21 protein-coding genes, 4 tRNA genes and 1 pseudogene are annotated in these 26,174 nt (G+C 65.5%); 19 read left to right on the top strand and 7 right to left on the bottom strand.

From position 1 onward, the window contains the following. Positions 1 to 18: 18 nt before the first annotated feature. Both ACFULV_RS20145 and ACFULV_RS20140 read right to left on the bottom strand, forming a co-directional pair. Positions 19 to 1,161 (bottom strand): glycosyltransferase family 4 protein, encoded by a 1,143-nt coding sequence (locus tag ACFULV_RS20145; RefSeq protein WP_378658683.1) that lies wholly within the window; start codon positions 1,159 to 1,161, stop codon positions 19 to 21. 72 nt (positions 1,162 to 1,233) lie between these two features. Continuing rightward, a complete protein-coding gene (locus ACFULV_RS20140; protein ID WP_378634244.1) occupies positions 1,234 to 1,674 on the bottom strand; it encodes a DUF3592 domain-containing protein in 441 nt (146 codons plus the stop codon). An 85-nt stretch (positions 1,675 to 1,759) separates the two neighbouring features. On the opposite strand from ACFULV_RS20140, the gene ACFULV_RS20135 reads away from it, so the two are divergent. After that, the gene (locus tag ACFULV_RS20135; protein ID WP_378658681.1) at positions 1,760 to 2,257 is read left to right on the top strand and encodes a DUF2505 domain-containing protein; all 498 of its coding nucleotides are present in this window, start codon (positions 1,760 to 1,762) and stop codon (positions 2,255 to 2,257) included. A gap of 43 nt (positions 2,258 to 2,300) precedes the next feature. Here ACFULV_RS20135 and ACFULV_RS20130 read toward each other — a convergent pair. Both ACFULV_RS20130 and ACFULV_RS20125 read right to left on the bottom strand, forming a co-directional pair. Beyond that, positions 2,301 to 2,609: pseudogene (locus ACFULV_RS20130) on the bottom strand (VOC family protein); the annotation flags it as partial. A gap of 157 nt (positions 2,610 to 2,766) precedes the next feature. Next, entirely contained in the window at positions 2,767 to 4,032 is a 1,266-nt protein-coding gene (locus ACFULV_RS20125) for a geranylgeranyl reductase family protein (RefSeq protein WP_378634248.1), read from the bottom strand. 145 nt (positions 4,033 to 4,177) lie between these two features. Between ACFULV_RS20125 and ACFULV_RS20120 the strand changes: the two genes are divergently transcribed. Both ACFULV_RS20120 and htpX read left to right on the top strand, forming a co-directional pair. Then, positions 4,178 to 5,200, top strand: a complete 1,023-nt coding sequence (locus tag ACFULV_RS20120) for a polyprenyl synthetase family protein (protein ID WP_378634250.1) — start codon at positions 4,178 to 4,180, stop codon at positions 5,198 to 5,200. A 173-nt stretch (positions 5,201 to 5,373) separates the two neighbouring features. Further along, entirely contained in the window at positions 5,374 to 6,237 is an 864-nt protein-coding gene (gene htpX, locus ACFULV_RS20115) for a zinc metalloprotease HtpX (protein ID WP_378634252.1), read from the top strand. A gap of 18 nt (positions 6,238 to 6,255) precedes the next feature. Here the strand turns inward: htpX and ACFULV_RS20110 are convergent, their stop codons facing one another. Next, complete coding sequence (locus ACFULV_RS20110; RefSeq protein WP_378634254.1) at positions 6,256 to 6,747, bottom strand: YajQ family cyclic di-GMP-binding protein; 492 nt, start codon at positions 6,745 to 6,747, stop codon at positions 6,256 to 6,258. 176 nt (positions 6,748 to 6,923) lie between these two features. Here ACFULV_RS20110 and ACFULV_RS20105 point away from each other — a divergent pair. From ACFULV_RS20105 to ACFULV_RS20055, 11 genes are all read left to right on the top strand, one after another. After that, positions 6,924 to 7,006, top strand: a tRNA-Tyr gene (locus ACFULV_RS20105). A 243-nt stretch (positions 7,007 to 7,249) separates the two neighbouring features. Continuing rightward, a tRNA-Thr gene (locus ACFULV_RS20100) sits at positions 7,250 to 7,322 on the top strand. Positions 7,323 to 7,381: 59 nt separating this feature from the next. Beyond that, positions 7,382 to 7,457 (top strand) — tRNA-Met (locus tag ACFULV_RS20095). 36 nt (positions 7,458 to 7,493) lie between these two features. Continuing rightward, positions 7,494 to 7,664: a 50S ribosomal protein L33 gene (rpmG, locus tag ACFULV_RS20090; protein ID WP_056814348.1), complete on the top strand. Its 171-nt coding sequence runs from the start codon at positions 7,494 to 7,496 to the stop codon at positions 7,662 to 7,664. 163 nt (positions 7,665 to 7,827) lie between these two features. After that, complete coding sequence (locus ACFULV_RS20085; protein ID WP_378634504.1) at positions 7,828 to 8,901, top strand: fused (3R)-hydroxyacyl-ACP dehydratase subunits HadA/HadB; 1,074 nt, start codon at positions 7,828 to 7,830, stop codon at positions 8,899 to 8,901. Positions 8,902 to 9,095: 194 nt separating this feature from the next. Beyond that, positions 9,096 to 9,168: transfer RNA gene (locus tag ACFULV_RS20080), tRNA-Trp, on the top strand. A gap of 31 nt (positions 9,169 to 9,199) precedes the next feature. Next, the gene (secE, locus tag ACFULV_RS20075; RefSeq protein WP_378634257.1) at positions 9,200 to 9,580 is read left to right on the top strand and encodes a preprotein translocase subunit SecE; all 381 of its coding nucleotides are present in this window, start codon (positions 9,200 to 9,202) and stop codon (positions 9,578 to 9,580) included. 112 nt (positions 9,581 to 9,692) lie between these two features. Continuing rightward, positions 9,693 to 10,484 (top strand): transcription termination/antitermination protein NusG, encoded by a 792-nt coding sequence (gene nusG / locus ACFULV_RS20070; protein ID WP_378658716.1) that lies wholly within the window; start codon positions 9,693 to 9,695, stop codon positions 10,482 to 10,484. Positions 10,485 to 10,699: 215 nt separating this feature from the next. Then, positions 10,700 to 11,134: a 50S ribosomal protein L11 gene (gene rplK / locus ACFULV_RS20065; RefSeq protein ID WP_019049397.1), complete on the top strand. Its 435-nt coding sequence runs from the start codon at positions 10,700 to 10,702 to the stop codon at positions 11,132 to 11,134. 79 nt (positions 11,135 to 11,213) lie between these two features. After that, positions 11,214 to 11,927 carry a 50S ribosomal protein L1 gene (rplA, locus tag ACFULV_RS20060; protein ID WP_301903705.1) on the top strand — a complete coding sequence of 238 codons (714 nt, stop codon included), beginning with the start codon at positions 11,214 to 11,216 and terminating at the stop codon, positions 11,925 to 11,927. 114 nt (positions 11,928 to 12,041) lie between these two features. Beyond that, positions 12,042 to 12,581: an NADPH-dependent FMN reductase gene (locus ACFULV_RS20055; protein WP_378658678.1), complete on the top strand. Its 540-nt coding sequence runs from the start codon at positions 12,042 to 12,044 to the stop codon at positions 12,579 to 12,581. A gap of 40 nt (positions 12,582 to 12,621) precedes the next feature. Here ACFULV_RS20055 and ACFULV_RS20050 read toward each other — a convergent pair whose 3' ends face one another. Continuing rightward, entirely contained in the window at positions 12,622 to 14,238 is a 1,617-nt protein-coding gene (locus tag ACFULV_RS20050) for an MFS transporter (RefSeq protein ID WP_378634262.1), read from the bottom strand. Between the two features lie 416 nt (positions 14,239 to 14,654). On the opposite strand from ACFULV_RS20050, the gene rplJ reads away from it, so the two are divergent. From rplJ to ACFULV_RS20025, 5 genes are all read left to right on the top strand, one after another. Further along, the gene (rplJ, locus tag ACFULV_RS20045; RefSeq protein WP_062988862.1) at positions 14,655 to 15,218 is read left to right on the top strand and encodes a 50S ribosomal protein L10; all 564 of its coding nucleotides are present in this window, start codon (positions 14,655 to 14,657) and stop codon (positions 15,216 to 15,218) included. Positions 15,219 to 15,280: 62 nt separating this feature from the next. After that, positions 15,281 to 15,667, top strand: a complete 387-nt coding sequence (gene rplL / locus ACFULV_RS20040; protein ID WP_056814330.1) for a 50S ribosomal protein L7/L12 — start codon at positions 15,281 to 15,283, stop codon at positions 15,665 to 15,667. A 231-nt stretch (positions 15,668 to 15,898) separates the two neighbouring features. Further along, entirely contained in the window at positions 15,899 to 16,978 is a 1,080-nt protein-coding gene (locus ACFULV_RS20035; RefSeq protein ID WP_378634266.1) for an ABC transporter ATP-binding protein, read from the top strand. Between the two features lie 644 nt (positions 16,979 to 17,622). Next, positions 17,623 to 21,123, top strand: coding sequence for a DNA-directed RNA polymerase subunit beta (locus ACFULV_RS20030; RefSeq protein WP_358060948.1), 3,501 nt, complete (start codon positions 17,623 to 17,625; stop codon positions 21,121 to 21,123). Positions 21,124 to 21,228: 105 nt separating this feature from the next. Further along, a complete protein-coding gene (locus tag ACFULV_RS20025; protein ID WP_378658675.1) occupies positions 21,229 to 25,182 on the top strand; it encodes a DNA-directed RNA polymerase subunit beta' in 3,954 nt (1,317 codons plus the stop codon). 55 nt (positions 25,183 to 25,237) lie between these two features. Here ACFULV_RS20025 and ACFULV_RS20020 read toward each other — a convergent pair whose 3' ends face one another. After that, positions 25,238 to 26,041, bottom strand: coding sequence for a hypothetical protein (locus ACFULV_RS20020; RefSeq protein ID WP_378658673.1), 804 nt, complete (start codon positions 26,039 to 26,041; stop codon positions 25,238 to 25,240). Positions 26,042 to 26,174: the final 133 nt, after the last annotated feature.

Raw genomic sequence — 26,174 nt, 5'->3', positions numbered from 1 at the left:
GCGGGTGGGTTGCGCCACTCAGGCCGTGCGCGGCAATCGCTCGCGCATCCCGGTGACGTCGGCGTAGTGACCCATCAGCTCGGTGCAGACCGCGGGCCAGGTGCGGTGCAGCACCGACTTGCGCGCCGCCGCCGCGAACCGGCCGCGCTGGCCCGCGTCACGCAGGGCCGACACCGCGCTCGGCAGCAATTCCGCGAACCGGTCGACCGGCAGCAGATACCCGTTGCGGCAGTGCGAGATCAGATCCCGTGGCCCACCGGCATCGGGCCCGATCACCGGCACACCCGAGGACAGCGCTTCCTGCACGCCCTGACAGAACGTCTCGTGCTCGCCGGGATGCACCATCACGTCCAGGCTGGCGTAGTGCGTGGCCAGCTCGCTGCCACCCAGTTCGCCGGTGAACACCGCGTCCGGCATCAACCTGCGCAGCCGGGCCCGTTCCGGTCCGTCGCCCACCACGACGAGCTGGATCGACGGGTCACCGGCCAGTGCGGCCAGCCGTTCCACGTGCTTCTCCGGTGCGAGCCTGCCCACGAACCCGACAACGAGCCGGTCACTGGAACCGAGCCAGCTCGCCCGCAGCTCGGCACTGCGCGCGGCCGGGTTGAACCGGGCGATGTCCACGCCACGCCCCCAGCGGTGCACCCGGGGAATCCCGTGCTCGGCGAGATCGTGCGCGGCCGCCGACGACGGTGCCAGCGTGCGGGTGGCACCCTCGTGGATCCGGCGAGTCCACGCCCACGCGGCCCGTGCGGCCAGCCCGAGCCCGTAACTCTTGGCGAACCCGGCCACATCGGTCTGGTACACCGCGACCGTCGGCAGGTCCAAGCGCGTCGCCGCGGCGAGCCCGCCCGCGCCGAGCAGGAACGGCGAGGCCAGGTGCACCACATCGGGATCGAATGCGGCGATGGCGGCGGTGATGCCCGGTTGTGGCAGGCCCACCGGCAGCGAACTCACCTTCGGCACCATCATCGCGGGCACGCGGTGCACCGGGAATCGGCCGTGGAAACGAGGTGCGGGTGGGGCGCCGCGCAGGGAATCGGGCGCCACGATCATCGCGTCGTGACCGTGCTGGTCCAGGTGATCCAACACCCGCAGCACGGAGTTGACGACGCCGTTCATGTTCGGCAGGAAAGACTCCGAGACGATGGCTACGCGCACTCTTCCAGGGTGACCGTCCCACCGCGCGACACCCCCACACCGACGTGAAGCCGGGACGAACAGCAAACGAAGTTACGCCTCGCGCTGCTTTCGGCGCACGATCCACAGCACCGGCAGGGCGAGCGCCCACGCCACGAAGATCACCGACGCTGCCGGGATGATCGCCACCCGTGCGTCGCGTCCGGCCACCCGGACCAGGTCGGGGTCGCGCGTGCTGTACTCCACGTTGATCCGCTGACCAGCGGTCAGATTCGTCGGATACAGGATGCCGACCTTCGGATTGTGGGTCACGCTGTCGGGCGTCACATAGATCACCGCCGAACGCAACCGGCCCGCGGACAGCACCTCGCCGGAGGTCACGCCACGATGCCGCTCGATTTCGAAGTCGTTGCGCCAGGCCGCGAGGACCAGCAACACCATCAGCACGCTGACCACGGTCGCCGCCCCGACCACCCACACCCGAACCCGGCGCAGGCGCTTGTTCCGCCGCTCCGACAGGCTGGTTTCCGACACCCGCCACACAGTACCGGTCACCTCGGGGACCGGAAGTTCCTGCACGCACCGACGCCTCACGAGCCCCTCCCCTAACATTCCCGCTATGTCCCGCAAATTCAGCTTCACCGTGCCCTACACCGTCCCGGTCGAAGAGCTTCACCGGGCACTTGTCGACGACGCCGTCTGGCAGGCGCGTTTCGCCGGCGCCGAGACCGCGACCATCGAACTCTCCCATCCCGACGGCCCCGATTCGATCACCATCCATATGACCGAAACCCCAGGTAAGGACAAGGTTCCCGCTCTGGTGCGCAAGGTGCTCAAGAGCGATCTCGTCCTGGTCCGCACCGACAACTGGCAGCCACTGGCAGGCGAGGTCGCCAAGGGCAGTTTCACCGGCAACACCAGCGGCATCACCACCGAGATGTCGGGCACCTATGAACTGCGGCCCACCGCCGAGGGCAGCGAGATCGAGGTCGTCGGCACGGTCAAGGTGAAGGTTCCGCTGGTCGGCGGCGCGATCGAGCCGCTGGCCGAACAGTTGCACCAGCGCGTCCTGAACAGCGAACGCAAATTCATCGAGAACTGGTTCGCCAAGCTCTGAGCCGACAGCGAGGGGTGCCGCTCCACTGAGCGGCACCCGCGCGTCAGCCGCGGTTCTCGACCAGCACCAGCCTGTTGCCCGAGTTGTCGCGAATGATCGCCTCGGTGCCGTACGGACGTTCGGACGGCGGCTGAATGAACTCGACACCCTTCGCGGTGAGTTCCTCGTAGGTCTTCTGGCAGTCGGCGGTGCGCAGCCCGAGGGCGCCGTGGGTGCCGTCGGCCAGTGCCCGCCGGATCGCGTCGGCGAGGTCGTCGGTAAGCGGTGGTCCCGGGATCATCAGGGTCACCTCGAGCTCGCGATGATCGGGGTGGGCGATGCTCACCCAGCGGAAGCCGTTGTCGCCCATGCTGTCCCGCCTCCCCGTGATTTTGGCCGGACTCAGGTGCGGGTTCGCTCCCGTTGGCGGCCGGCGGAACCAGGGCGGCTGAGTTGGCTGCGGCAGCAGCGCCGGCACCGGACGACGCGCCGCCTCGCTCGCGACCGTTCCGCTCGCCCGCGCTCGGTCATCAGCTGAAGGGCTGCAGTTCGTCGGCGCGCAGAGAGGCCCGTCCGGCGGCCCGCCAGGCGCGGGCCGTGAGGTCGAGGTCCTCGTCGGTCACCAGATTGCCCATCACGCGAACCGCCGTGCGCTGCAGATACTTCGAGCGCATCACCGGCGGCCCCCCGAGTGGGACCATCCTCGGCTGGGTGGCCAGGCCGGCCAGCCTGCGCGCCACGGAGAAGGTGCGTCCGTAGTGGTCGCGCAGCAACTGCGGCCACGCTCGGCTCAGATCGGGTTCGTCGAGCAGGTCCGCGAGCATGTGCCCGCCTTCCAGGCCGTAGTCGATGCCTTCGCCGTTGAGCGGGTTCACGCAGCCCGCGGCGTCACCGACCAGCACCCAGTTCGGGCCCGCCACGTTCGAGACCGCGCCGCCCATCGGCAGCAGCGCCGAGGCCACCGCGCGCAGTTCGCCCTCGAGTTCCCATTCCTCGCGACGCAGCTGGGTGTAGTGCTCGAGCAGCGGCTTGAGGGCGACGTGCGAGGGCCGCGCCTCGGTGGCCAGCGAGCCGACGCCGATGTTCACCTCGCCGTTGCCGAGCGGGAAGATCCAGCCGTAGCCGGGGACCAGCTCGTCGGCGGCATTGCGCAGTTCCAGATGGGAGGAGATCCACTGATCGTCGCTGCGACCGGACTTGATGTAGGCGCGGGCCGCGGTTCCGTAGGCGTAGCGGCGATGCCAGGTGCGACCCAGCTGTTTTCCGACGGGGGAGCGCACGCCGTCGGCCACCACCAGTACCCGGCAGCGCACCGTGTGGGTGGACGCGCCGATCCGCACCGTCACCCCGGTGACCCGCTCGCCCTCGCGCAGCACCTCGGTGACCTTCGCGCCGTCGACCATCCGCGCACCGGACTTGATCGCGGTCTCGCGCAGTTTGTCGTCGAGTTCGGTTCGTGGAACCGCACTTCCGTACGTCGGGAACGACCCACCCGGCCACGGCAGCAGCGCCTCCTTGCCGAAACCCGCCATCCGCAGGCCGTGGTTCACGGTGTGCGCGCGCAACCATTCGCCGAGACCCAGATGTTCCAGCTCGGCGGTGGCGCGGGGCGTCAGCCCGTCACCACACGTCTTGTCGCGCGGGAAAACCGCCGAATCGAGCAGGAGCACATCGCGTCCGGCGCGCGCGGCCCACGCCGCCGACGCGGAACCGGCGGGCCCTGCCCCGACGACCAGCACCTCGACGGTGGCAGGCAGCGGAGCACGGTCGGCAGGGGTGAGATCCGGTGAACCCATGGCTCAATACTGGCACTGTCGGCCGCTGTGCGAGAGTGTCGGGTACACCGGGAATTGTCACTGTGTGACGGGGTTCATCGGCCATAGTGCCGGGACACGCTAGGTTGCTACCCGTCGGGGTCGGACGCATCGCTGGGAGAAGATAATGAGCACATCGGCTGTGAGCGACGAAAGCACCGTGGTTGCCGGGGTAGATCTCGTCGATCCCGAACTCGCCGTCACCGTGCGCGACGGACTGGCCGCGGTCGAGAAACTGCTCGTCGACGAACTCTCCGACGGTGAGGAATTCCTCCAGGAGGCGGCGCTGCACCTGGCAAGGGCGGGCGGCAAGCGGTTCCGGCCGTTGTTCACCGTGCTCACCGGCCAGCTCGGACCCAATCCGACCGACCCGGCGCTGATCACCGCGGGCACGGTCGTGGAACTGGTGCACCTCGCGACGCTCTACCACGACGACGTCATGGACGAGGCGACGCAGCGTCGTGGCGCGGAGAGCGTCAACTCGCGGTGGGGTAACAACATCGCGATCCTGGCGGGCGATTACCTGTTCGCCCACGCCTCGCGCCTGACCTCCACCCTCGGTCCCGACGCGGTCCGCATCATCGCCGAGACCTTCGCCGAGCTGGTCACGGGCCAGATGCGGGAAACCATGGGCGCCAAGCAGACCCAGGACCCCGTCGAGCACTACCTGCGCGTGGTGTGGGAGAAGACCGGCTCGCTCATCGCCGCCGCGGGCCGTTTCGGCGGCACCTTCTCCGGCGCCGGCCTCGAGCATGTGGAACGCCTGGCGCGCCTCGGCGACGCGGTCGGCACGGCGTTCCAGATCTCCGACGACATCATCGACATCTCGTCCTCGGCCGAGCAGTCGGGCAAGACGCCGGGCACCGACCTGCGCGAAGGCGTGCACACCCTGCCGGTGCTCTACGCCCTGCGCGAGACCGGCGCCGACGGGGACCGACTGCGTACTCTGCTGGCGCGCCCGCTGGAAACCGACGCCGAGGTCGACGAGGCACTGGAACTGCTGCGCCGCTCGCCCGGCATGGCGCTGGCCAAGGAAAAGCTGGCCGAATACGCCGACCTCGCCGATACCGAACTCGCCGCGCTTCCCCCTGGCCCCGCCAACGACGCCCTCACCCGCCTCGTCCGCTACACGATCGAACGCGTCGGCTGACCAGGAACCAACACCACCCGGCGCACGTTGTCTTGTCGCGACGAAACAACAGATTTCGACAGCACATGGGTAACTCGCCGGGTACGCCCAGAACCGTTCCCGTTGTCCACCGCAGGCCCGATGCCTGACGAACGCAGCGCCTGACGACCGGCACAAGGCGCGGGGAGGCGGAAATGCCCAATGGGATCAAAACGTTCGGTTTGATGGTGGGCATGTCGGCGTTGATCGTCGCCATCGGGGCGATGTTCCGCAGCCCGACGATCTTGATCATCTCGATCGTGCTGGCCGTCGGCATGAACGCCTACGCCTACTTCAACAGCGACAAGCTGGCCTTGAAGGCGATGCACGCGCAACCGGTGAGCGAACTGGAGGCGCCGGTCATGTACCGGATCGTGCGCGAGCTCGCGACCACGGCGCGCCAGCCGATGCCGCGCCTCTACATCAGTCCCACCAGCGCCCCCAACGCGTTCGCGACCGGCCGCAATCCCCGCCACGCCGCGGTCTGCTGTACCAGCGGCATCCTGCAATTGCTCGACGAGCGCGAGCTGCGCGCGGTGCTCGGCCACGAGCTGTCCCACGTCTACAACCGCGACATCCTGATCTCGTCGGTGGCGGGCGCGATGGCCTCGGTCATCACCGGTCTGGCGAACATGGCGTTCTTCGCGAGTTCGTTCGGCAGCAGAGACGGCAACGGACCGAACATCATCGGTGTGCTGCTGGTCTCACTGCTCGGGCCGATCGCGGCGGGCTTGATCAAGATGGCGGTCTCGCGATCGCGGGAGTACCAGGCCGATCAGTCCGGCGCCGAGCTCACCGGCGACCCGCTGGCCCTTGCCTCGGCCCTGCGCAAGATCGAACGCGGCGTCCAGGCGGCCCCGCTTCCGCCGGACCCCAAGATCACCAGCGAATCGCATCTGATGATCGCCAACCCGTTCCGCGCGGGCGACCGCGTCGCCCGCTGGTACTCCACCCACCCCCCGATGGACGAGCGCATCAAGCGTCTGGAGGAGATGGCCGGCGGCACCCATCACCATTGAGTGCCGCCCACACCGGACCTATCGGTAGTTGACGAACTGCAGGGCGATTCCGAAGTCCTCGCCCTTGAGCAGCGAGATCACTTCCTGCAGGTCATCACGCTTCTTGCTGCTGACCCGCAGCTCCTCACCCTGGATCTGCGCCTTGACGCCCTTGGGGCCCTCGTCGCGGATCTTCTTCGAGATCTTCTTCGCCTTCTCGGTGTCGATACCCTGCACCAGCGTGCCGGTGATCTTGAAGATCTTGCCCGACGGCTGCGCCTCGCCGGCGTCGAACGCCTTCAGCGAGATGTCGCGACGGATCAGCTTCTCCTTGAAGACGTCGAGCGCCGCCTGCACCCGCTCCTCGGCATTGGCGGTCAGCACGATGGCCTCCTCGCCCGACCATGCGATCGACGCATCGGTGCCCTTGAAGTCGTAGCGCGAGTTCAGTTCCTTCTCCGCCTGATGCAGAGCGTTGTCGACCTCCTGTCGATCGACCTTGCTCACGACGTCGAATGACGAATCAGCCACACTGCGCTCCTGTCCTGTGAAGGTCCGGCGAACTCCGGGGCCGGGATGTGCCGGCCACCGAGACAGTTGTACCCGCATCGGGGGACGACCGGTGCTCGCAGGGGGTCTGTGCAGGCGTTTTGATAGTCCGGGTGGGTACGTTGTAAGCTGCTCAGCGCACCGGAAACGGCGCACACGGCAGATTGCCCGAGCGGCCAATGGGAGCGGACTGTAAATCCGTCGGCTTATGCCTACGTAGGTTCGAATCCTACATCTGCCACATCGAACCCCCGTCGATCATGAAGATCGGCGGGGGTTCCTTGGTTCTGCGGGTCGTTCCCGCGCGGATCCGGGTAGCCTCGATGTGAGCGGGTCGGAACCAGCGATATGAAACCCCGTGAAAATGCCCTTTGAGCTGCCGATTTGGTGCTCTGGCCGGGGAGTGTGTAATCTCGTTCAGGACGCCGGAGCACGGGGTCACGCTGATCGGCTTGCCGATACAGACTCTGTGCCACGTAGTCATGCCCCCTTAGCTCAGTCGGTAGAGCGTTTCCATGGTAAGGAAAAGGTCAACGGTTCGATTCCGTTAGGGGGCTCGCCGGATTGCCGGTGGTGAGCGGCTTACCGCGGCATCATCGGGATATTAGTCCGCCGTGGCGGTGTAGCTCAGTTGGTAGAGCAAACGACTCATAATCGTTGTGTCGCCGGTTCAAGTCCGGCCATCGCTACCAATTTCAACTCAGCCCAGACCGGAAAGAAGGCAAATCGTGGCCGCGAAGTCCACCGATGTCCGGCCAAAGATCACCTTGGCCTGCGACGAGTGCAAGCACCGCAACTACATCACCAAGAAGAACCGGCGTAACGACCCGGATCGCCTCGAGCTGAAGAAGTTCTGCCCGAACTGCGGAACTCACCGGGCGCACCGCGAGTCGCGCTAGTTTTCAGAAGCATCTGCCGAAGGCCGGACGAGAGTCCGGCCTTTGTGCTTTTCCCGGGAAGTTCATGGAAAGTTCGGGGCCGATACAGCACTCGGACGCATCACGTTTTACACCGGTCGACTTCGGTGGTGTCTTACGAGTGAGTAAGGTCCACGTTGTGACAGTGAACACCGGAACTCACGAAGCGGTCCCTGCCGCAGCCGCCGAATCCTTCGATCCCGCCGCCCACGCGGCGTCGATGGTCGGCCACCACTACCGCGTCGACGACTACTACGAGGTCGGCCGCGAAAAGGTGCGCGAATACGCCCGTGCGGTGCAGGATTACCACCCGGTGCACTGGGAGGAAGACATCGCGCGCGAGTACGGCCACCAGGGTCTGCTCGCCCCGCTCACCTTCATCTCCCTGGTCGGCATCCTCGCCCAGCGCAAGCTGTTCGAGCGGATCGTGACCGGTTACGACCTCAGCCAGATCATGCAGACCGATCAGATCCTGGAATTCCACCGCCCGATTCGGGTCGGCGACCAGCTGACCTGTGATGTGTATCTGCATTCTTTCCGGCAGGCCTTCGGTGGCGACATCATCGTGACCAAGAACATCGTCACCGCCCAGGACGACGAACTGGTGCTCACCACCTACACCACCCTGATCGGCCGCAGCGGGGGCGACATCGATCCCCAGATGTCGGACGCGGTCCGCAACGTGTTGATGCACGGCCTCGGCGAGGAGGAACCCGCTCATCACGCGCCGGCCGAGCTGTCCGTCGGGACCACGTCCGACCCGATCACCAAGCAGCCGGAGCCGACGGTCAGCGTGCACGCGCTGTCCTTCGACAGCGTGTCGGTCGGCGACGAGCTGCCCACCCGCGTTGCGCGACTCACCCGCGGCGACCTCGTCAACTACGCGGGCGTGTCCGGCGACGCGAACCCGATCCACTGGAGCGACGAGGTCGTGAAGCTGGTCGGCCTGGACAACGTGGTCGCGCACGGCATGCTCACGATGGGGCTCGGCGGCGGTTTTGTCACCTCGTGGCTGGGTGATCCCGGCGCGGTGAAGGAATACAACGTCCGCTTCACCAGCCCGGTCTACGTCGGTTCCGATGTCCCGGCGGAGGTCGAATACACCGGCAAGGTGAAATCGGTCGATCCGCAGACCCGCACCGCTGTTGTCGCCATCACGGCGAAGTCGGCGGGCAAAAAGATCTTCGGCCGCGCCACGGCAACCGTTCAGCTGTCCTGACCTGGTCGAGTGTCCCGGATTGGCGATAACCGCGCGCGGTGACGTATAGTCGGGTCTCTGGGGTCACGAGATGCTGCGCGCTGATCTTCCCGAGGGGTTATCCCCTCATGGAAGCGGCGCGCGTGTTGTGTGACACTGGGGACAACTGAATATCGAATGTGGTTGGGCACTACAGCTCAGGCTGGTCCAACCGAAGGGGCGTAGCTCAATTGGCAGAGCAGCGGTCTCCAAAACCGCAGGTTGCAGGTTCAAGTCCTGTCGCCCCTGCCCTGAATGCCAGCGACGAGAGAGGATCGACGTGAGCGACGAGCGGGATACTCGCGGCGAAGACGGCGAGGACACCGCCGCTGCCACTCGACCGAGTGGCAAGCGGTCTGCTCGTCGTGTGCGCGCGTCGGATGCTCCGGCAGACAACGGATCCGTGGCCACGCTCGATCGGCCGTCGGGCTCGCGCAAGGCAGACAAGACCGCCGGTAAGGCAAAGACGGGCAACCCGTTCAAGCGGCTGCTCAAGTTCCTGCGAGAGGTCATCGCGGAACTGCGCAAGGTGATCTGGCCCAACCGGAAGCAGATGGTCACCTATACGGCCGTCGTTCTGGTGTTCGTGGTCTTCATGGTCGCGTTCATCGCCGGGATCGACGTGGCGTTCGTCAAGGGTGTCGACTGGCTGTTCGGCTGATCGCCGACACCCACGCCGGTAGCCGATCGCGGGTCGGAACGGCGGAGTGTGCCTCCGCGCACCCGACCCGGCCCAGAGGATGTACGTGACGACACAGGAAGCGAGTGCCTCAGTGAGCACCCCGGAGAACGACACCAACGACGAGTTCCCGGTTGACGACGCTGTCGTGGCGGAAACCGCCACCGACGAGGTCGAGGCCGCCGAGCTCGCCGATGCCGACGATGCCGTGATCGAAGAAGTCGCCACCGAAGACGACCCCGAGGCCGACCCGATCGAGTCGATGAAGACCAAGCTGCGCCGCGTGCCCGGCGACTGGTACGTCGTGCACTCCTACGCGGGCTACGAGAACAAGGTCAAGACCAACCTCGAGACCCGTGTGCAGAACCTCGGACTCGAGGACTACATCTTCCAGGTCGAGGTGCCGACCGAAGAGGTCACCGAGATCAAGAACGGCCAGAAGAAGAACGTCAACCGCAAGGTGCTGCCGGGCTACATCCTGGTCCGGATGGAACTGAACAACGAGTCGTGGGGCGCGGTGCGCAACACCCCCGGCGTCACCGGTTTCGTCGGTATGACCGGCGGTGGCCCCGGCGCCAAGCCGACCCCGCTGACCATCAACGAGGTCGTGAAGTTCCTGGTTCCGGCCGGTGCGCAGGCGCAGAAGAAGGCCGCCGCGGCCGCTGCCGGTGGTTCGGATACCGGTAGCGCGGCTTCGGGCAAGCCCACCATCGAGGTCGACTTCGAGGTCGGCGAGTCGGTCACCGTCATGGACGGCCCGTTCGCGACGTTGCCCGCCTCGATCTCCGAGGTCAACGCCGAGCAGCAGAAGCTCAAGGTGCTCGTGTCGATCTTCGGTCGTGAGACCCCGGTCGAGCTGAACTTCACCCAGGTCTCCAAGATCTGAGTTCTCTCGCTTTCGCAAACGGCACCGCTCACCGGCGGTGCCGTTTCGCGTTTGTGCTGGTCGCTACCCGATTGCCGGGTCACGGGTCGAGTCAAGTAGAGTGTGATGGTTCGTGTTCTGACTTCCCCGCAGTACTTGTCGGGGCCTAGTCGTGCGCGGATACGAGGCTTACGGCAACCGTAAGGAACCGAACCCCAGAAAGCCAAGGAAGAAAGATGCCCCCCAAGAAGAAGAAGCTCGCCGGGATCATCAAGCTGCAGATCCAGGCCGGCGCAGCCAACCCGGCACCGCCGGTCGGCCCCGCGCTCGGTCAGCACGGCGTCAACATCATGGAGTTCTGCAAGGCGTACAACGCCGCGACCGAGTCGCAGCGTGGCAACGTCATTCCGGTCGAGATCTCGGTGTACGAGGACCGGACGTTCGACTTCAAGCTGAAGACCCCGCCTGCCGCTCGTCTGCTGCTCAAGGCCGCCGGTGTGCAGAAGGGCTCCGCTGAGCCGCACAAGACCAAGGTCGCGAAGGTCACCATGGACCAGGTCCGGGAGATCGCCAAGACCAAGGCCGAGGATCTCAACGCCACTGATCTCGATCAGGCCGCGAAGATCATCGCCGGTACCGCGCGTTCGATGGGTATCACCGTCGAAGGCTGAGCGAATCTCGCTCTCATGTGGGAGGGCCGGCCAGGCCCGACAACCACATCTGAACTCGAAACTTTAAGGACAGAAAATCATGGCAAAACGAAGCAAGGCGTACCTCGCCGCTGCTGAGAAGGTCGATCGCGACAACCTGTACTCCCCGCTGGCCGCCGCGCGCCTGGCGAAGGAGACCGCGACCACCAAGACCGACGCGACCGTCGAGGTCGCCGTCCGTCTCGGCGTGGATCCCCGCAAGGCCGACCAGATGGTCCGTGGCACCGTCAACCTGCCGCACGGCACCGGTAAGACTGCCCGCGTCATCGTGTTCGCCGCGGGCGAGAAGGCTTCCGAGGCCGAGGCCGCAGGCGCCGACGCCGTGGGCGCCGAGGACCTGATCGAGCGGATCCAGGGCGGCTGGCTCGACTTCGACGCCGCGATCGCCACCCCGGATCAGATGGCCAAGGTCGGCCGCATCGCGCGAGTCCTGGGCCCGCGTGGTCTGATGCCGAACCCGAAGACGGGCACCGTTACCAACGATGTGACCAAGGCCGTCAACGAGATCAAGGGCGGCAAGATCAACTTCCGCGTCGACAAGCAGGCCAACCTGCACTTCGTCATCGGCAAGGCGTCCTTCGACGACGCCAAGCTGGTGGAGAACTACGGCGCCGCGCTGGACGAGATCCTGCGTGTGAAGCCGTCGACCGCCAAGGGTCGCTACGTCAAGAAGATCACGGTTTCGACGAACACCGGACCGGGCATCCCGGTGGACCCGAACCGCACCCGCAACCTCCTCGACGAGGATGCGTGAGCTTCGGCTGACAGCTAGCTCCTGAGAGCAACTCGAGGGTGGGAACGCATGGCGTTCCCACCCTCGAGGTTTTCCGGGGGACTAATCGCCCCGACATCCCGGTTGCGCACAGGTGTGATCAGGATTCTGCTGATCTCCGGCAGCACCAGAGCCGGATCTACCAATACCGCCGCCCTCCGCACCGTGGCCGGGCTCGCGCTCGACGGAATGCGCGCCGACCTCTACACCGGCCTGCGTGAGCTGCCCGCTTTCGTTCCCGGCGACGATCCGGACGACTATCCCGCGGTGGTCGACCTACGCGCCGAGCTCGCCACCGCGGACGCGGTACTCATCTGCACCCCCGAATACGCGGGGACGCTGCCCGGCAGCTTGAAGAACCTGCTCGACTGGACCGTCGGTACGGCGGACCTGCACGAGAAGCCCACGGCCTGGTTGTCGGTGGCTCAACCGGGCCGCGGCGAGGGTGCGCTGGACACGCTGTCCACGGTGCTCGGTTATGTCGGCGCCGATGTCGTCGAGCGGGCGTGCCTGCGGGTGCCGGTGCTCGGCGCCGAGGTCGACGAGAACGGTCTGGTCGCGGATCGGGAGCTTCCGCTGAACGCGTCGATCGCACTGGTCGAGCTGGCTGCTCATCTCCGTCGAATCGGAGTGTGACGTGCGCGCACCGGGCCGCGACGGCCCGGTGCGCGTTAAGTCAGTTCTTCGTCTCGGTGTCCTCGGTCTCGCGCCAGCCGAGCAGTACGGACTCTCCGTCATGCGGCCGCCAGGGCAGGAAGATCGCGACGATCACCGCGCAGACGAGCACCGCGACGGTGGCGACCAGGGACGCGGCGTGGGCGCCCTGGAGCGTCGCGGCCTTCATGGCGACGATCAGGTTCTCGCGTTGGGTCTCGAAGAACGGCGCGAGCTCACGTTTGCGCAGTTCCAGCACGCTCAGCGGACTGGCCTTGACCAGGCTCTTCTCGTTGTCGTTCATGATGCCCATCGGGATGGCGTCGATGCGTGCGCCGATCCGGCTGGTGTAGTACGAGGCCACGATCGAGCCGAGCACCGCGACACCGAGCGTGCCGCCGATCTCGCGCGTCGTGTCGTTGACCGCCGAACCCGCCCCCGCCTCGTTCAGCGGCAGTGAGGACATGATCGATTCGGTGGCCGGTCCCTGCACGATGCCGAGACCCAGCGCCATCAACACCATCGAGGGCAGGACGCCGATCAGATAGCTGCTGTCGACGGTGACCTGTCCGCCGAGGTAGAGGCCCGCGCCGATGAGTAGCAGGCCGATCACCAGCACCGCGGTGGTGCCGACCCGTTGTGCCAGCAGCGTCGCGACCGGTGCGCCGATGGCGACGGAGAAGGCGAACGGCAATGAGGCGATGCCGAATTCGAGCGGCGTGTATTCGCGCACGCCCTGGAAATACTGGGTGATCAGGAAAAGGAAACCGAACATCGAGAAGTAGCCGATGGCAATTGCCAGCGCGGGCAACGAGAATCGGCGGTTGCGGAACAACCGCATGTCGAGAATCGGTGCGGCAGTGCGCAATTCCCAGGTGACGAAGGCAGCGAGCAGGACGGTGCCGAGCGCCGCGGTGCACAGTGTGGTGAGCGAGAGCCAGCCATTGTGCGGCGCTTCGATGATCGACCACACCAGCAACGTGATCCCGGCGATCGAGAGCGCGATACCGACGAGATCGAGCTTGCCGATGTGGTCGGCGCGGGATTCGGGCACCCAGATCAGCGTCGCGACCAGCGCGACCAGCGCCACCGGCACGTTGATCCAGAACACCGAATGCCAGCTGAAATGTTCGAGCAGCCAGCCGCCGGAGATCGGGCCGATGGCGATCGCGAACCCGGCCATCGCGGTCCACGCGGCGATGGCCAGCGCGCGTTCGCGCCGGTCGGTGAAGATATTGATGATGAGGGCGAGGGTGGCGGGGAAGACCGCGGCGGCGAAGATGCCCATCGCGGCTCTGGCGACGATGACCTGCGTCATCGTTTCGGCGAGTGCGCCGCCGACCGACATCACCGCGATGCCGACGAGGCCGACGGTCATGATCCGGCGGCGGCCGTAGCGGTCGCCGAGGTTGCCCGCCGCCAGCAGCAGGCCGGCGAAGGTGAGGGTGTAGGCGTCGACGACCCACTGCAGGCCGGAGACTCCGGTCCGTAGTTGGACGCCGATCGAGGGGAGGGCGACATTGACGATGGTGTTGTCGAGCACCACCAGCAATTCGGCCAGACAGATGACGGCGAGCGCGAGAAACCGCTGCGAACGCCGGTCCAGCAGCACTGATGGAGCGACTATGGAGGTTGCCATAGCATTGGAGTGAATCAGATTACTGTCACTCTGCGTAACACCTTCTCGGTAGGATCACTGCCACATTGCGTTGCGGAAGTGGTCTGCATCACAGTCAATCCGGCCGAATCGGACCGGAGGACACCCGTTTTGGCAGATGGGGGAGGTGCGGGTACAGTGGTCAACGGTCATGCGGGATGTGCATACATCCGGCGAAAACCACACCCATTCGTTCTACCGAAGACCGTTGGTCGTTGATGCCGAATTTCACGGTGTCGATCGAAGGTCCGGCGACATTGCCGGCGACCCACGCAGGGAGAGCTGAGGCCGAAGATATTTTGCGCCCCGGTACGCCTTGCGTCCGGGGCGTTCGTTTTGTCGCCGGCCCCTGATTCGGTAGTGCACCAACGAAACCGACATCAGAGAGGAGGCGAAGTATGGCGAAACCTGAAAAGGTCACCGCTGTCGCGGAGATCGCGGAGCAGTTCAAGAACTCCACGGCCACTGTTGTCACGGAATACCGTGGCCTGTCGGTCGGCAAGCTCACCGAGCTGCGTCGTGCGCTCGGCGCCGACGCCACGTACTCCGTCGCCAAGAACACCCTGGTCAAGATCGCTGCCGGCGAAGCCGGTGTGGCGGGTCTCGACGAGCTGTTCGTCGGCCCGACCGCTATCACCTTCATCCAGGGTGAGCCGGTCGATGCCGCCAAGGCGCTCAAGCAGTTCGCCAAGGACAACAAGTCCCTGGTCATCAAGGGCGGATACATGGACGGCCGCGCGCTGTCCGTGTCCGAGGTCGAGCGTATCGCTGACCTCGATTCGCGTGAGGTGCTGCTGGCCAAGCTGGCCGGTGCGTTCAAGGCCAAGCCTTCGCAGGCTGCCGCCCTGTTCGCCGCTCCCGCTTCGCAGGTCGCCCGGCTCGCCCAGGCGCTGCTCGAGAAGCGCACGAGTGCCGAAGGCGCTCCTGCTGCCGAAGAAGCACCCGCGGCTGACGCCGAATAAGACATCTATTACCCGCCTCGGGGTGCGTATGCGCTGCGAGGTACACCACGAAAGGAACCACCATGGCAAAGCTGAGCACCGAAGAACTGATCGGCGCCTTCAAGGAGCTGACCCTGCTCGAGCTCGCTGAGTTCGTCAAGGTCTTCGAAGAGACCTTCGACGTCACCGCCGCCGCCCCCGTCGCGGTCGCCGCCGCCGGTGGCGCTGCTGCGCCGGCCGACGCCGCCGAAGAGCAGGACGAGTTCGACGTCATCCTCGAGGGTGCCGGCGACAAGAAGATCCAGGTCATCAAGGTGGTCCGTGAGATCGTCTCGGGCCTGGGCCTGAAGGAAGCCAAGGACCTGGTCGAGGGCGCCCCGAAGCCGATCCTGGAGAAGGTCGCCAAGGATGCCGCCGAGGCCGCCAAGGCGAAGCTCGAAGAGGCTGGCGCCAAGGTTTCCGTCAAGTAATTCGGAACCAGTGCTGTTGTGAACGGGCGGTCCTTTCCGGGCCGCCCGTTTGCTATTTGTCCGGACATGCGAAAGTGATCCGGGTCGTAGTAGCCGCGCCAGGTTACTCTTCAGTCATGTAGGGGTGTGCCCCGTCTCACTGATGGGTTACAGTGACCGGACCCACAGAGTCGTAGCGCACCGCCGTGATGTGAGCGCGCGGGAACGCGGGTGGGGTGCTCGCAGGGATCAATGGAGGTAGCAGTGGGCGTCGAGGTCAGGACCGAGGGTGTAACAAAATCCTTCGGTTCACAGCGAATTTGGCAGGACGTGTCGATCACGCTCCCTTCGGGTGAGGTCAGTGCATTGCTCGGCCCATCGGGTACGGGTAAGTCGGTGTTCCTGAAGTCGCTCATCGGTCTGCTGCGGCCCGAGCGCGGGTCGATCTTCATCGATGGCACCGACATCATGACCTGCTCCAACAAGGAGCTCTACGAGATCCGCAAACTGTTCGGCGTCCTTTTCCAGGACGGCGCGCTGTTCGGCTCGATGAATTTGTACGACAACATCGCGTTCCCGCTTCGTGAGCACACGAAGAAGTCGGAATCCGAGATCCGCCGCGTGGTCATGGAGAAGCTCGAGCTGACCGGTCTGCTCGGCGCCGAGGGCAAGCTGCCCGGCGAGATCTCCGGCGGTATGCGCAAGCGCGCCGGTCTGGCCCGCGCGCTGGTCCTCGACCCGCAGATCATCCTCGTCGACGAGCCCGACTCGGGCCTCGACCCGGTGCGTACCTCGTACCTGGCGCAGCTGCTGCTCAACATCAACGCGCAGATCGACGCCACGATCCTGATCGTGACGCACAACATCAACCTGGCTCGTACCGTGCCGGACAACATCGGCATGCTCTTCCGCCGCAACCTGGTGATGTTCGGCCCCCGTGAGGTGCTGCTCACCAGCGAGGAGCCGGTGGTCAAGCAGTTCCTCAACGGCCGCATGATCGGCCCGATCGGTATGTCGGAGGAGAAGGACGAGGCGCAGATGGCGCGCGAGCAGGCGCTCGTCGACGCCGGTCACCACCACGGTGGTGCCGAGGAGATCGACGGCATCATCCCGCAGATGAAGGCCGAGCCCGGCATGCCCGCCCGCCAGGCCGTGTTCCGTCGCCAGGCGCGCGTGCGCGAGATCATCCACACCCTGCCGCACGCGGCGCAGGTGGCGATCCGCGAGTCGCTGGATTCCTCCGATGACACTCAGGTGATGGCTGCCTACGGCGGCAACGATCAGCCCACCGAAACGTTCAAGACGGTTCCGCACGGCCAGATCAACGGCTGAGCGACTTTTACGCCTCGGATGAGCCCCGGCCTACGGCCGGGGCTCTTCTGTGTGACAGGGCGGAAAACAACTGCTGACCGGCCGTCGCCGGGGTGGCGCGCACGGCGTGTCGCGAGTAAAATGACCGCGGCACGGGGTGGGGGATCCTCAGCGCGCCAGGCGATCTCGCATCGCGAACAGACCTTCGCGCGCCACTTGACGAGGGGCCCGCAAACCGTCACCCTATTCACAGCAGCGTGAGCTGTTGAGGGGCATCAACGCCAGCGAGAATTCGGCCCAGCACCAGCTGACAGGGGTCGGCGCCAGTTGAATAGAGAGCTCAGCGCCAAGCGAGCAGTCGGCTCGGGGGAGTCGGCGGCAGGGCGCGCAGCGGTGAAGGAACCCGACGCGGCCAGCGTCCAGGGCTTCGGCGCGTTATCCCGTGCGTGCGGTCACACGGATGGTATGTTGACACTCCCTTGTCTAGGGGTGTAAGTTTGGACGTTGCGCTGGCTGCCTCCTGTCCACACCTTGATTCGCACTCGAAAGTTCCACCCTTCCGGTGTTACTTCCGCTGCTGCTTGTTCTGGTTTCGTTCGGGCTGTAACCAGCGGAATTCGTAGCAGACAAGCGACGGTCGCGGACCACCACGCGACGCGCGTGAGGTGCTGGAAGGACGCATCTTGGCAGTCTCCACCCAGACCAAGGCTGGTATCCCCGGAGCCCCTTTGAGGGTTTCGTTCGCGAAGATCCGAGAGCCCTTGGAGGTGCCCGGACTTCTCGACCTACAAACGGACTCGTTCGCCTGGTTGGTCGGTACTCCCGACTGGCGTGAGAAGGCGGCCGCTCGCGGCGACGTCGGTCTCGCAGGCGGCCTCGAGGAGGTGCTCGAAGAGCTCTCACCGATCGAGGACTTCTCCGGATCCATGTCCCTGTCGTTCTCTGATCCGCGCTTCGAAGAGGTCAAGGCCTCCATCGATGAGTGCAAAGAGAAGGACATGACCTACGCGGCGCCGTTGTTCGTCACCGCGGAGTTCATCAACAACAACACCGGCGAGATCAAGAGCCAGACGGTGTTCATGGGCGATTTCCCCATGATGACCGACAAGGGCACCTTCATCATCAACGGCACCGAGCGTGTCGTCGTCTCGCAGCTGGTCCGTTCCCCGGGCGTCTACTTCGATCACAACATCGACAAGACCACCGAGAAGGACCTGCACAGCGTGCGCGTGATCCCGTCGCGCGGCGCGTGGCTGGAGTTCGACGTCGACAAGCGCGACACCGTCGGTGTCCGTATCGACCGCAAGCGTCGTCAGCCGGTCACCGTGCTGCTCAAGGCGCTGGGTTGGACGACCGAGGAGATCGTCGAGCGTTTCGGCTTCTCCGAGATCATGATGTCCACCCTGGAGAAGGACAGCACGCCCGGCCAGGACGAGGCGCTGCTCGACATCTACCGCAAGCTGCGTCCGGGCGAGCCGCCGACCAAGGAGTCCGCGCAGACTCTGCTGGAGAACCTGTTCTTCAAGGAGAAGCGCTACGACCTGGCCCGCGTCGGCCGCTACAAGATCAACAAGAAGCTCGGCATCCACGTGCACGAGCCGGTGACCTCCTCGGTTCTCACCAAGGAAGACATCGTGGACACCATCGAGTACCTGGTGCGCCTGCACGCCGGTGACCGCACGATGACCGCCCCCGGCGGTGAAGAGGTCCCCGTCGAGATCGACGACATCGACCACTTCGGTAACCGTCGTCTGCGCACCGTCGGTGAGCTCATCCAGAACCAGATCCGTGTCGGTCTGTCTCGTATGGAGCGCGTGGTTCGTGAGCGGATGACGACTCAGGACGTCGAGGCGATCACGCCGCAGACCCTGATCAACATCCGCCCTGTGGTCGCCGCGATCAAGGAGTTCTTCGGAACCTCCCAGCTGTCGCAGTTCATGGACCAGAACAACCCGCTGTCGGGTCTGACCCACAAGCGCCGCCTGTCGGCGCTGGGCCCCGGTGGTCTGTCCCGTGAGCGCGCCGGTCTGGAAGTTCGTGACGTCCACCCGTCGCACTACGGCCGCATGTGCCCGATCGAGACCCCGGAAGGCCCGAACATCGGCCTGATCGGTTCGCTGTCGGTGTACGCGCGGGTCAACCCGTTCGGCTTCATCGAGACGCCGTACCAGAAGGTTGTCGACGGCAAGGTCACCGACGAGGTCAAGTACCTGACCGCCGACGAGGAAGACCGCTACGTTCGCGCGCAGGCCAACTCCCCGGTCGACGCCGAAGGTCGCTTCCTCGAGGAGAAGGTCCTCGTCCGCCGTGCGGGCGAAGAGGTCGAGTTCGTGACGCCGGCGCAGGTCGACTTCATGGACATCTCGCCGCGCCAGATGGTGTCGGTCGCGACGGCCATGATCCCGTTCCTCGAGCACGACGATGCCAACCGTGCCCTCATGGGTGCGAACATGCAGCGTCAGGCCGTGCCGCTGATCCGTTCCGAGTCCCCGATCGTGGGTACCGGCATGGAGCTGCGCGCAGCCGTCGACGCCGGTGACGTCGTCGTGAACGAGAAGCCCGGTGTCGTCGAAGAGGTCTCGGCCGATTACGTCACCGTGATGGCCGACGACGGCAGCCGCAAGTCCTACCGGATGCGCAAGTTCAACCGGTCGAACCAGGGCACCTGCTCGAACCAGCGTCCGATCGTGGACGAGGGCGATCGGGTGGAGAAGGGGCAGGTCCTCGCGGACGGCCCCTGCACCGAGAACGGTGAGATGGCGCTGGGCAAGAACTTGCTCGTCGCGATCATGCCGTGGGAAGGCCACAACTACGAGGACGCGATCATCCTGTCGCAGCGCCTCGTGGAAGAGGACGTTCTCACCTCGATCCACATCGAAGAGCACGAGATCGATGCCCGCGACACCAAGCTCGGTGCCGAGGAGATCACCCGGGACATCCCGAATGTCTCCGACGAGGTCCTCGCCGACCTCGACGAGCGCGGCATCATCCGCATCGGTGCCGAGGTCCGCGACGGCGACATCCTGGTCGGCAAGGTCACGCCCAAGGGCGAGACCGAGCTCACCCCGGAAGAGCGTCTGCTGCGTGCCATCTTCGGTGAGAAGGCTCGCGAAGTGCGCGACACCTCGCTCAAGGTGCCCCACGGTGAGTCCGGCAAGGTCATCGGCATTCGCGTGTTCTCGCGCGAAGACGACGACGATCTGCCTCCCGGTGTGAACGAGCTGGTCCGCGTCTACGTGGCCCAGAAGCGCAAGATCCAGGACGGCGACAAGCTCGCCGGTCGCCACGGCAACAAGGGCGTCATCGGCAAGATCCTCCCCATCGAGGACATGCCGTTCATGCCCGACGGCACGCCGGTCGACATCATCCTGAACACCCACGGTGTGCCCCGTCGTATGAACATCGGCCAGATCCTGGAAACCCATCTCGGGTGGATCGGTAAGGCCGGCTGGAATATCGACGTGGCCGCGGACGGCACCCGCCCCGAGTGGGCGGCGACGCTGCCCGAGGAGATGCTGGCCGCGCCGGCCGACTCGAACATCGCCACGCCCGTCTTCGACGGCGCCAAGGATGACGAGCTGACCGGTCTGCTCGGGTCGACCCTGCCCAACCGTGACGGTGAGCGGATGGTCAACGCCGACGGCAAGTCGACGCTGTTCGACGGTCGTTCGGGTGAGCCGTTCCCGTACCCGGTCGCGGTCGGTTACATGTACATCCTGAAGCTGCACCACCTGGTCGACGACAAGATCCACGCCCGTTCGACCGGTCCGTACTCGATGATCACGCAGCAGCCGCTGGGTGGTAAGGCGCAGTTCGGTGGTCAGCGATTCGGTGAGATGGAGTGCTGGGCCATGCAGGCCTACGGTGCGGCGTACACGCTGCAGGAACTCCTGACCATCAAGTCCGACGACGTGGTCGGCCGCGTGAAGGTCTACGAGGCCATCGTCAAGGGCGAGAACATTCCGGAGCCGGGCATTCCGGAGTCGTTCAAGGTGCTCCTCAAGGAACTCCAGTCGCTGTGCCTCAACGTCGAGGTGCTGTCTTCGGACGGCGCCGCGATCGAGATGGGCGGCGGCGAAGACGAGGATCTGGAGCGCGCGGCCGCGAACCTGGGCATCAACCTGTCCAGGAACGAAGCCGCCACCATCGACGATCTGGCGAACTAGGTGGTAAGCGGTGCGGTCGCTGTGGAAGCGACCGCACCGCGCACCGCGCTCGACAACTAGTGAACTTTTGCTCGAATTCGACCCGAATAGGGGAAAGGAAGTTACGTGCTAGACGTCAACTTCTTCGATGAACTCCGGATCGGCCTTGCCTCCGCCGATGACATCCGCCAGTGGTCTTTCGGCGAGGTGAAGAAGCCGGAGACCATCAACTACCGCACGCTCAAGCCGGAGAAGGACGGGCTCTTCTGCGAGAAGATCTTCGGTCCCACCCGGGACTGGGAGTGCTACTGCGGCAAGTACAAGCGTGTCCGCTTCAAGGGCATCATCTGTGAGCGCTGTGGCGTCGAGGTAACTCGTGCCAAGGTGCGTCGCGAGCGGATGGGCCACATCGAGCTGGCCGCTCCGGTTACTCACATCTGGTACTTCAAGGGCGTTCCGTCGCGCTTGGGTTACCTGCTCGACCTGGCTCCGAAGGATCTCGAGAAGATCATCTACTTCGCCGCCTACGTCATCGTCGGTGTCGACGAGGAGCTGCGTCACAACGAGCTCTCCACGCTCGAAGCCGAGATGGAGGTCGAGAAGAAGGCTGTCGCCGATCAGCGCGACGCCGACCTCGAGGCCCGCGCGCAGAAGCTCGAAGCCGATCTGGCCGAGCTGGAAGCCGAGGGCGCCAAGTCCGACGTGCGTCGCAAGGTCAAGGACGGCGGCGAGCGCGAAATGCGTCAGCTGCGCGACCGCTCGCAGCGTGAGCTGGACCGCCTCGACGAGATCTGGACGACCTTCACCAAGCTGTCGGTCAAGCAGCTCATCGTCGACGAGGTGCTCTACCGCGAGCTCGTCGACCGCTACGGCGAGTACTTCACCGGCGCCATGGGTGCGGAGTCCATCCAGAAGCTGATGGAGAACTTCGACATCAACGCCGAGGCCGAGAGCCTGCGCGAGACCATTCGCTCCGGCAAGGGTCAGAAGAAGCTGCGCGCGCTCAAGCGTCTGAAGGTCGTCGCGGCCTTCCAGACCAACGGCAATTCGCCCATGGGCATGGTGCTCGACGCTGTCCCGGTGATCCCGCCGGAGCTGCGTCCGATGGTTCAGCTCGACGGTGGCCGTTTCGCCACCTCCGACCTGAACGACCTGTACCGCCGCGTGATCAACCGCAACAACCGTTTGAAGCGACTGATCGATCTGGGTGCGCCCGAGATCATCGTGAACAACGAGAAGCGGATGCTGCAGGAGTCGGTCGACGCACTGTTCGACAACGGCCGTCGTGGCCGTCCGGTCACCGGACCGGGTAACCGCCCGCTGAAGTCCCTGAGCGATCTGCTCAAGGGCAAGCAGGGTCGTTTCCGTCAGAACCTGCTCGGCAAGCGCGTCGACTACTCGGGCCGTTCGGTCATCGTGGTCGGTCCGCAGCTCAAGCTGCACCAGTGTGGTCTGCCGAAGCTGATGGCGCTCGAGCTGTTCAAGCCGTTCGTCATGAAGCGTCTGGTCGACCTGAACCACGCGCAGAACATCAAGTCCGCCAAGCGGATGGTCGAGCGTCAGCGCGCTCAGGTGTGGGATGTCCTCGAAGAGGTCATCGCCGAGCACCCTGTGCTGCTGAACCGCGCGCCCACCCTGCACCGCCTCGGCATCCAGGCCTTCGAGCCCCAGCTGGTCGAAGGCAAGGCCATTCAGCTGCACCCGCTCGTCTGTGAGGCGTTCAACGCCGACTTCGACGGTGACCAGATGGCCGTGCACCTTCCGCTGTCCGCGGAGGCGCAGGCCGAGGCACGCATCCTGATGCTGTCGTCGAACAACATCCTGTCCCCGGCGTCGGGTCGCCCGCTGGCGATGCCGCGTCTGGACATGGTGACGGGCCTGTTCTACCTGACCCGTCTCGACGAGAACGGTGTCGGCACCTACAAGGCCGCCGCCAAGGACGAGCCGGAGTACGGCGTGTACTCCTCGCCCGCCGAGGCACAGATGGCCGTCGATCGTGGCGAGCTGACCGTGCGGTCCACCATCAAGGTGCGACTGACCGAGCAGCGCCCGCCGCGGGACATCGAGAACGAGCTGTTCCCGGACGGCTGGAAGCGCGGCGAAGCGTGGCTGGCCGAGACCACCCTCGGTCGCGTGATCTTCAACGATCTGCTCCCGGCGGACTACGCGTTCATCAACGAGCCGATGCCGAAGAAGCGTCAGGCCACGATCATCAACGATCTGGCCGAGCGCTACCCGATGATCGTCGTCGCGCAGACCGTCGACAAGCTCAAGGACGCCGGCTTCTACTGGGCCACGCGTTCGGGTGTCACCGTCTCCATGTCGGACGTGCTCGTTCCGCCGGAGAAGCCCGAGATCATGGAACGCTACGAGTCGATGGCGGACCTGATCGAGAAGAAGTACCAGCGTGGCGCGCTCGATCACTCCGAGCGCAACAACGCCCTGGTCAAGATCTGGCAGGAAGCCACCGAGGAAGTGGGCGCCGCGCTGCGTACCCACTACCCGCCGGACAACCCGATCATCACGATCGTCGACTCCGGCGCCACGGGTAACTTCACCCAGACTCGTACCCTCGCGGGTATGAAGGGCCTGGTGACGAACCCGAAGGGTGAGTTCATCCCGCGCCCGATCAAGTCCTCGTTCCGTGAGGGCCTGACCGTGCTCGAGTACTTCATCAACACCCACGGCGCTCGTAAGGGTCTGGCCGACACGGCGCTTCGTACCGCCGACTCGGGTTACCTGACCCGTCGTCTGGTCGACGTGTCGCAGGACGTCATCGTCCGCGAAGAGGACTGTGGCACCGAACGCGGCATCCTGGTGCCGATCGCGGAGAAGCTGGCCGACGGCACGATCATCCGTGACGCGCACGTCGAGACCTCCACCTACGCCCGGACGCTCGCGTCCGACGCGGTGGATGCCAAGGGCAATGTCGTCGTGTCGAAGGGCGCCGACCTCGGCGACCCCGCGCTCGACGCGCTGCTCGCGGCCGGTATCACCGAGGTGAAGGTCCGCTCCGTGCTGACCTGCACCACCGGCACCGGCGTCTGTGCCACCTGCTACGGCCGTTCGATGGCCACCGGCAAGCTGGTCGATATCGGCGAGGCCGTCGGCATCGTCGCGGCCCAGTCCATCGGTGAGCCCGGTACCCAGCTGACCATGCGTACCTTCCACCAGGGTGGCGTCGCGGGCGACGACATCACCGGTGGTCTGCCGCGTGTTCAGGAGCTCTTCGAGGCCCGTGTCCCCAAGGGCAAGGCGCCGATCGCGGAGGTCTCGGGTCGGGTGCGTCTCGAGGACGACGACCGCTTCTACAAGATCACGATCATCCCTGATGACGGGTCGGAAGAAGTCGTCTACGACAAGCTCTCGAAGCGTCAGCGTCTGCGTGTCTTCAAGCACGACGACGGCTCCGAGCGTCTGCTGGCCGACGGTGACCACGTGGAGGTGGGTCAGCAGCTGCTCGAGGGCGCTGCCGATCCGCACGAGGTGCTGCGCGTGATGGGTCCCCGTCAGGTGCAGGTCCACCTGGTCCACGAGGTCCAGGAGGTCTACCGCTCGCAGGGTGTGTCGATCCACGACAAGCACATCGAGGTTATCGTTCGCCAGATGCTGCGTCGTGTGACGATCATCGATTCGGGTGCGACCGAGTTCCTGCCCGGTTCGCTCACCGAGCGCGCCGAGTTCGAGAACTCGAACCGTCGCGTGGTGGCCGAAGGCCGCGAGCCGGCCTCGGGCCGTCCCGTGCTGATGGGTATCACCAAGGCGTCGCTGGCCACCGATTCGTGGCTGTCGGCGGCTTCCTTCCAGGAGACCACCCGAGTGCTGACGGACGCGGCCATCAACTGCCGCTCCGACAAGCTGATCGGCCTGAAGGAGAACGTGATCATCGGTAAGCTCATCCCGGCCGGTACCGGTATCAACCGTTACCGCAACATCCAGGTGCAGCCGACCGAAGAAGCCCGTGCCGCGGCGTACGCGGTGCCGTCCTACGACGACACCTACTACTCCCCGGACAGCTTCGGCTCCTCCACCGGCGCAGCGGTGCCGCTGGACGACTACGGCTTCAGCGACTACCGCTAAGCAGTAACCCGAACGCCCCGTTCCTTCTCGGAGCGGGGCGTTCGTCGTGTCCGGGTCAGCGCACTCGCCGGTAGGGTTTACCCGCGATATGACAGCGCTCCTCGAAGCCTTGCGGTAACCAGGAACCGCTGATCAGTTGCGGGTGATGGGGGAATCTCGCCTGACTGGCGATAAGGAACGCCGGCGCCGCCCATGGCGTCGCCAATTCGAGGTAATGCGATGTGGTCGCTTCGGTGAATCGGATTCGCAGCCGGTCGGGTTGGGTCAACTCGATGTGCTCCAACGCCGTGAACGGGATCGGGGACGAGCGATATTGGTTGGCGAGGTGGATTCGACGATTCGTGAGGGTGATGCGGCCGCTCGGCTCCGGTACCCAGCGTGGCAGAGCCGCCTGTTCGCGAGCCGCTGCTGCCGCGGCGTTTGCCACGCGTGCGGCCTCGGCCGCCGCCTGAACCATCTGAACCGCCATACGCTCGCTTCGTTGTCTCGCGTTGAAGGCCGCGGCGTTGGCTGCCGTGCGGGCTCGCTGGATATCGCGGCGCGAGCTGCCGCGTGGTGGAACAAAAACTGGAGTTGACGGCGGGACGGCCGCGACCACCGATGGGGCAATTGTCGGCGGCGGTGTCGGCGGCAGCTCAGGGCTACGAAACGCCGCCCACATGCCCTGGCCTTCACCGAAGCAGGTCTCCTGCTCCTCCATCACGATCGATGTCGGGTACGGCTCCAGCGCCGCGATGCCGCCCGCCCGCAACCGCGACAGCATCTCGCAGGCGTACAGCAGGTGGTCGTCGACCCAATTCCAGCCGACCTGCGCGGCCAACGCCCGTTCGACATCTGCCATCGGATCGTGCACCGTCACCGCCTGGATTGTTGCCGCATAGGGGGTCATTCAGACTAGCGGCCTCGCCCGCATAGTAGAACCGCTCGCGCGAGGTCAGCTACCCCGCTGGGCGACTACGGCTTCAGCGGTTGCCGCCAGCTCGTAGGTAGCC

This window comes from Nocardia sp. NPDC057272 (assembly GCF_042668615.1).
Taxonomy (GTDB): Bacteria; Actinomycetota; Actinomycetes; order Mycobacteriales; family Mycobacteriaceae; genus Nocardia.
This window is presented reverse-complemented; position numbering and strand designations above follow the sequence as displayed.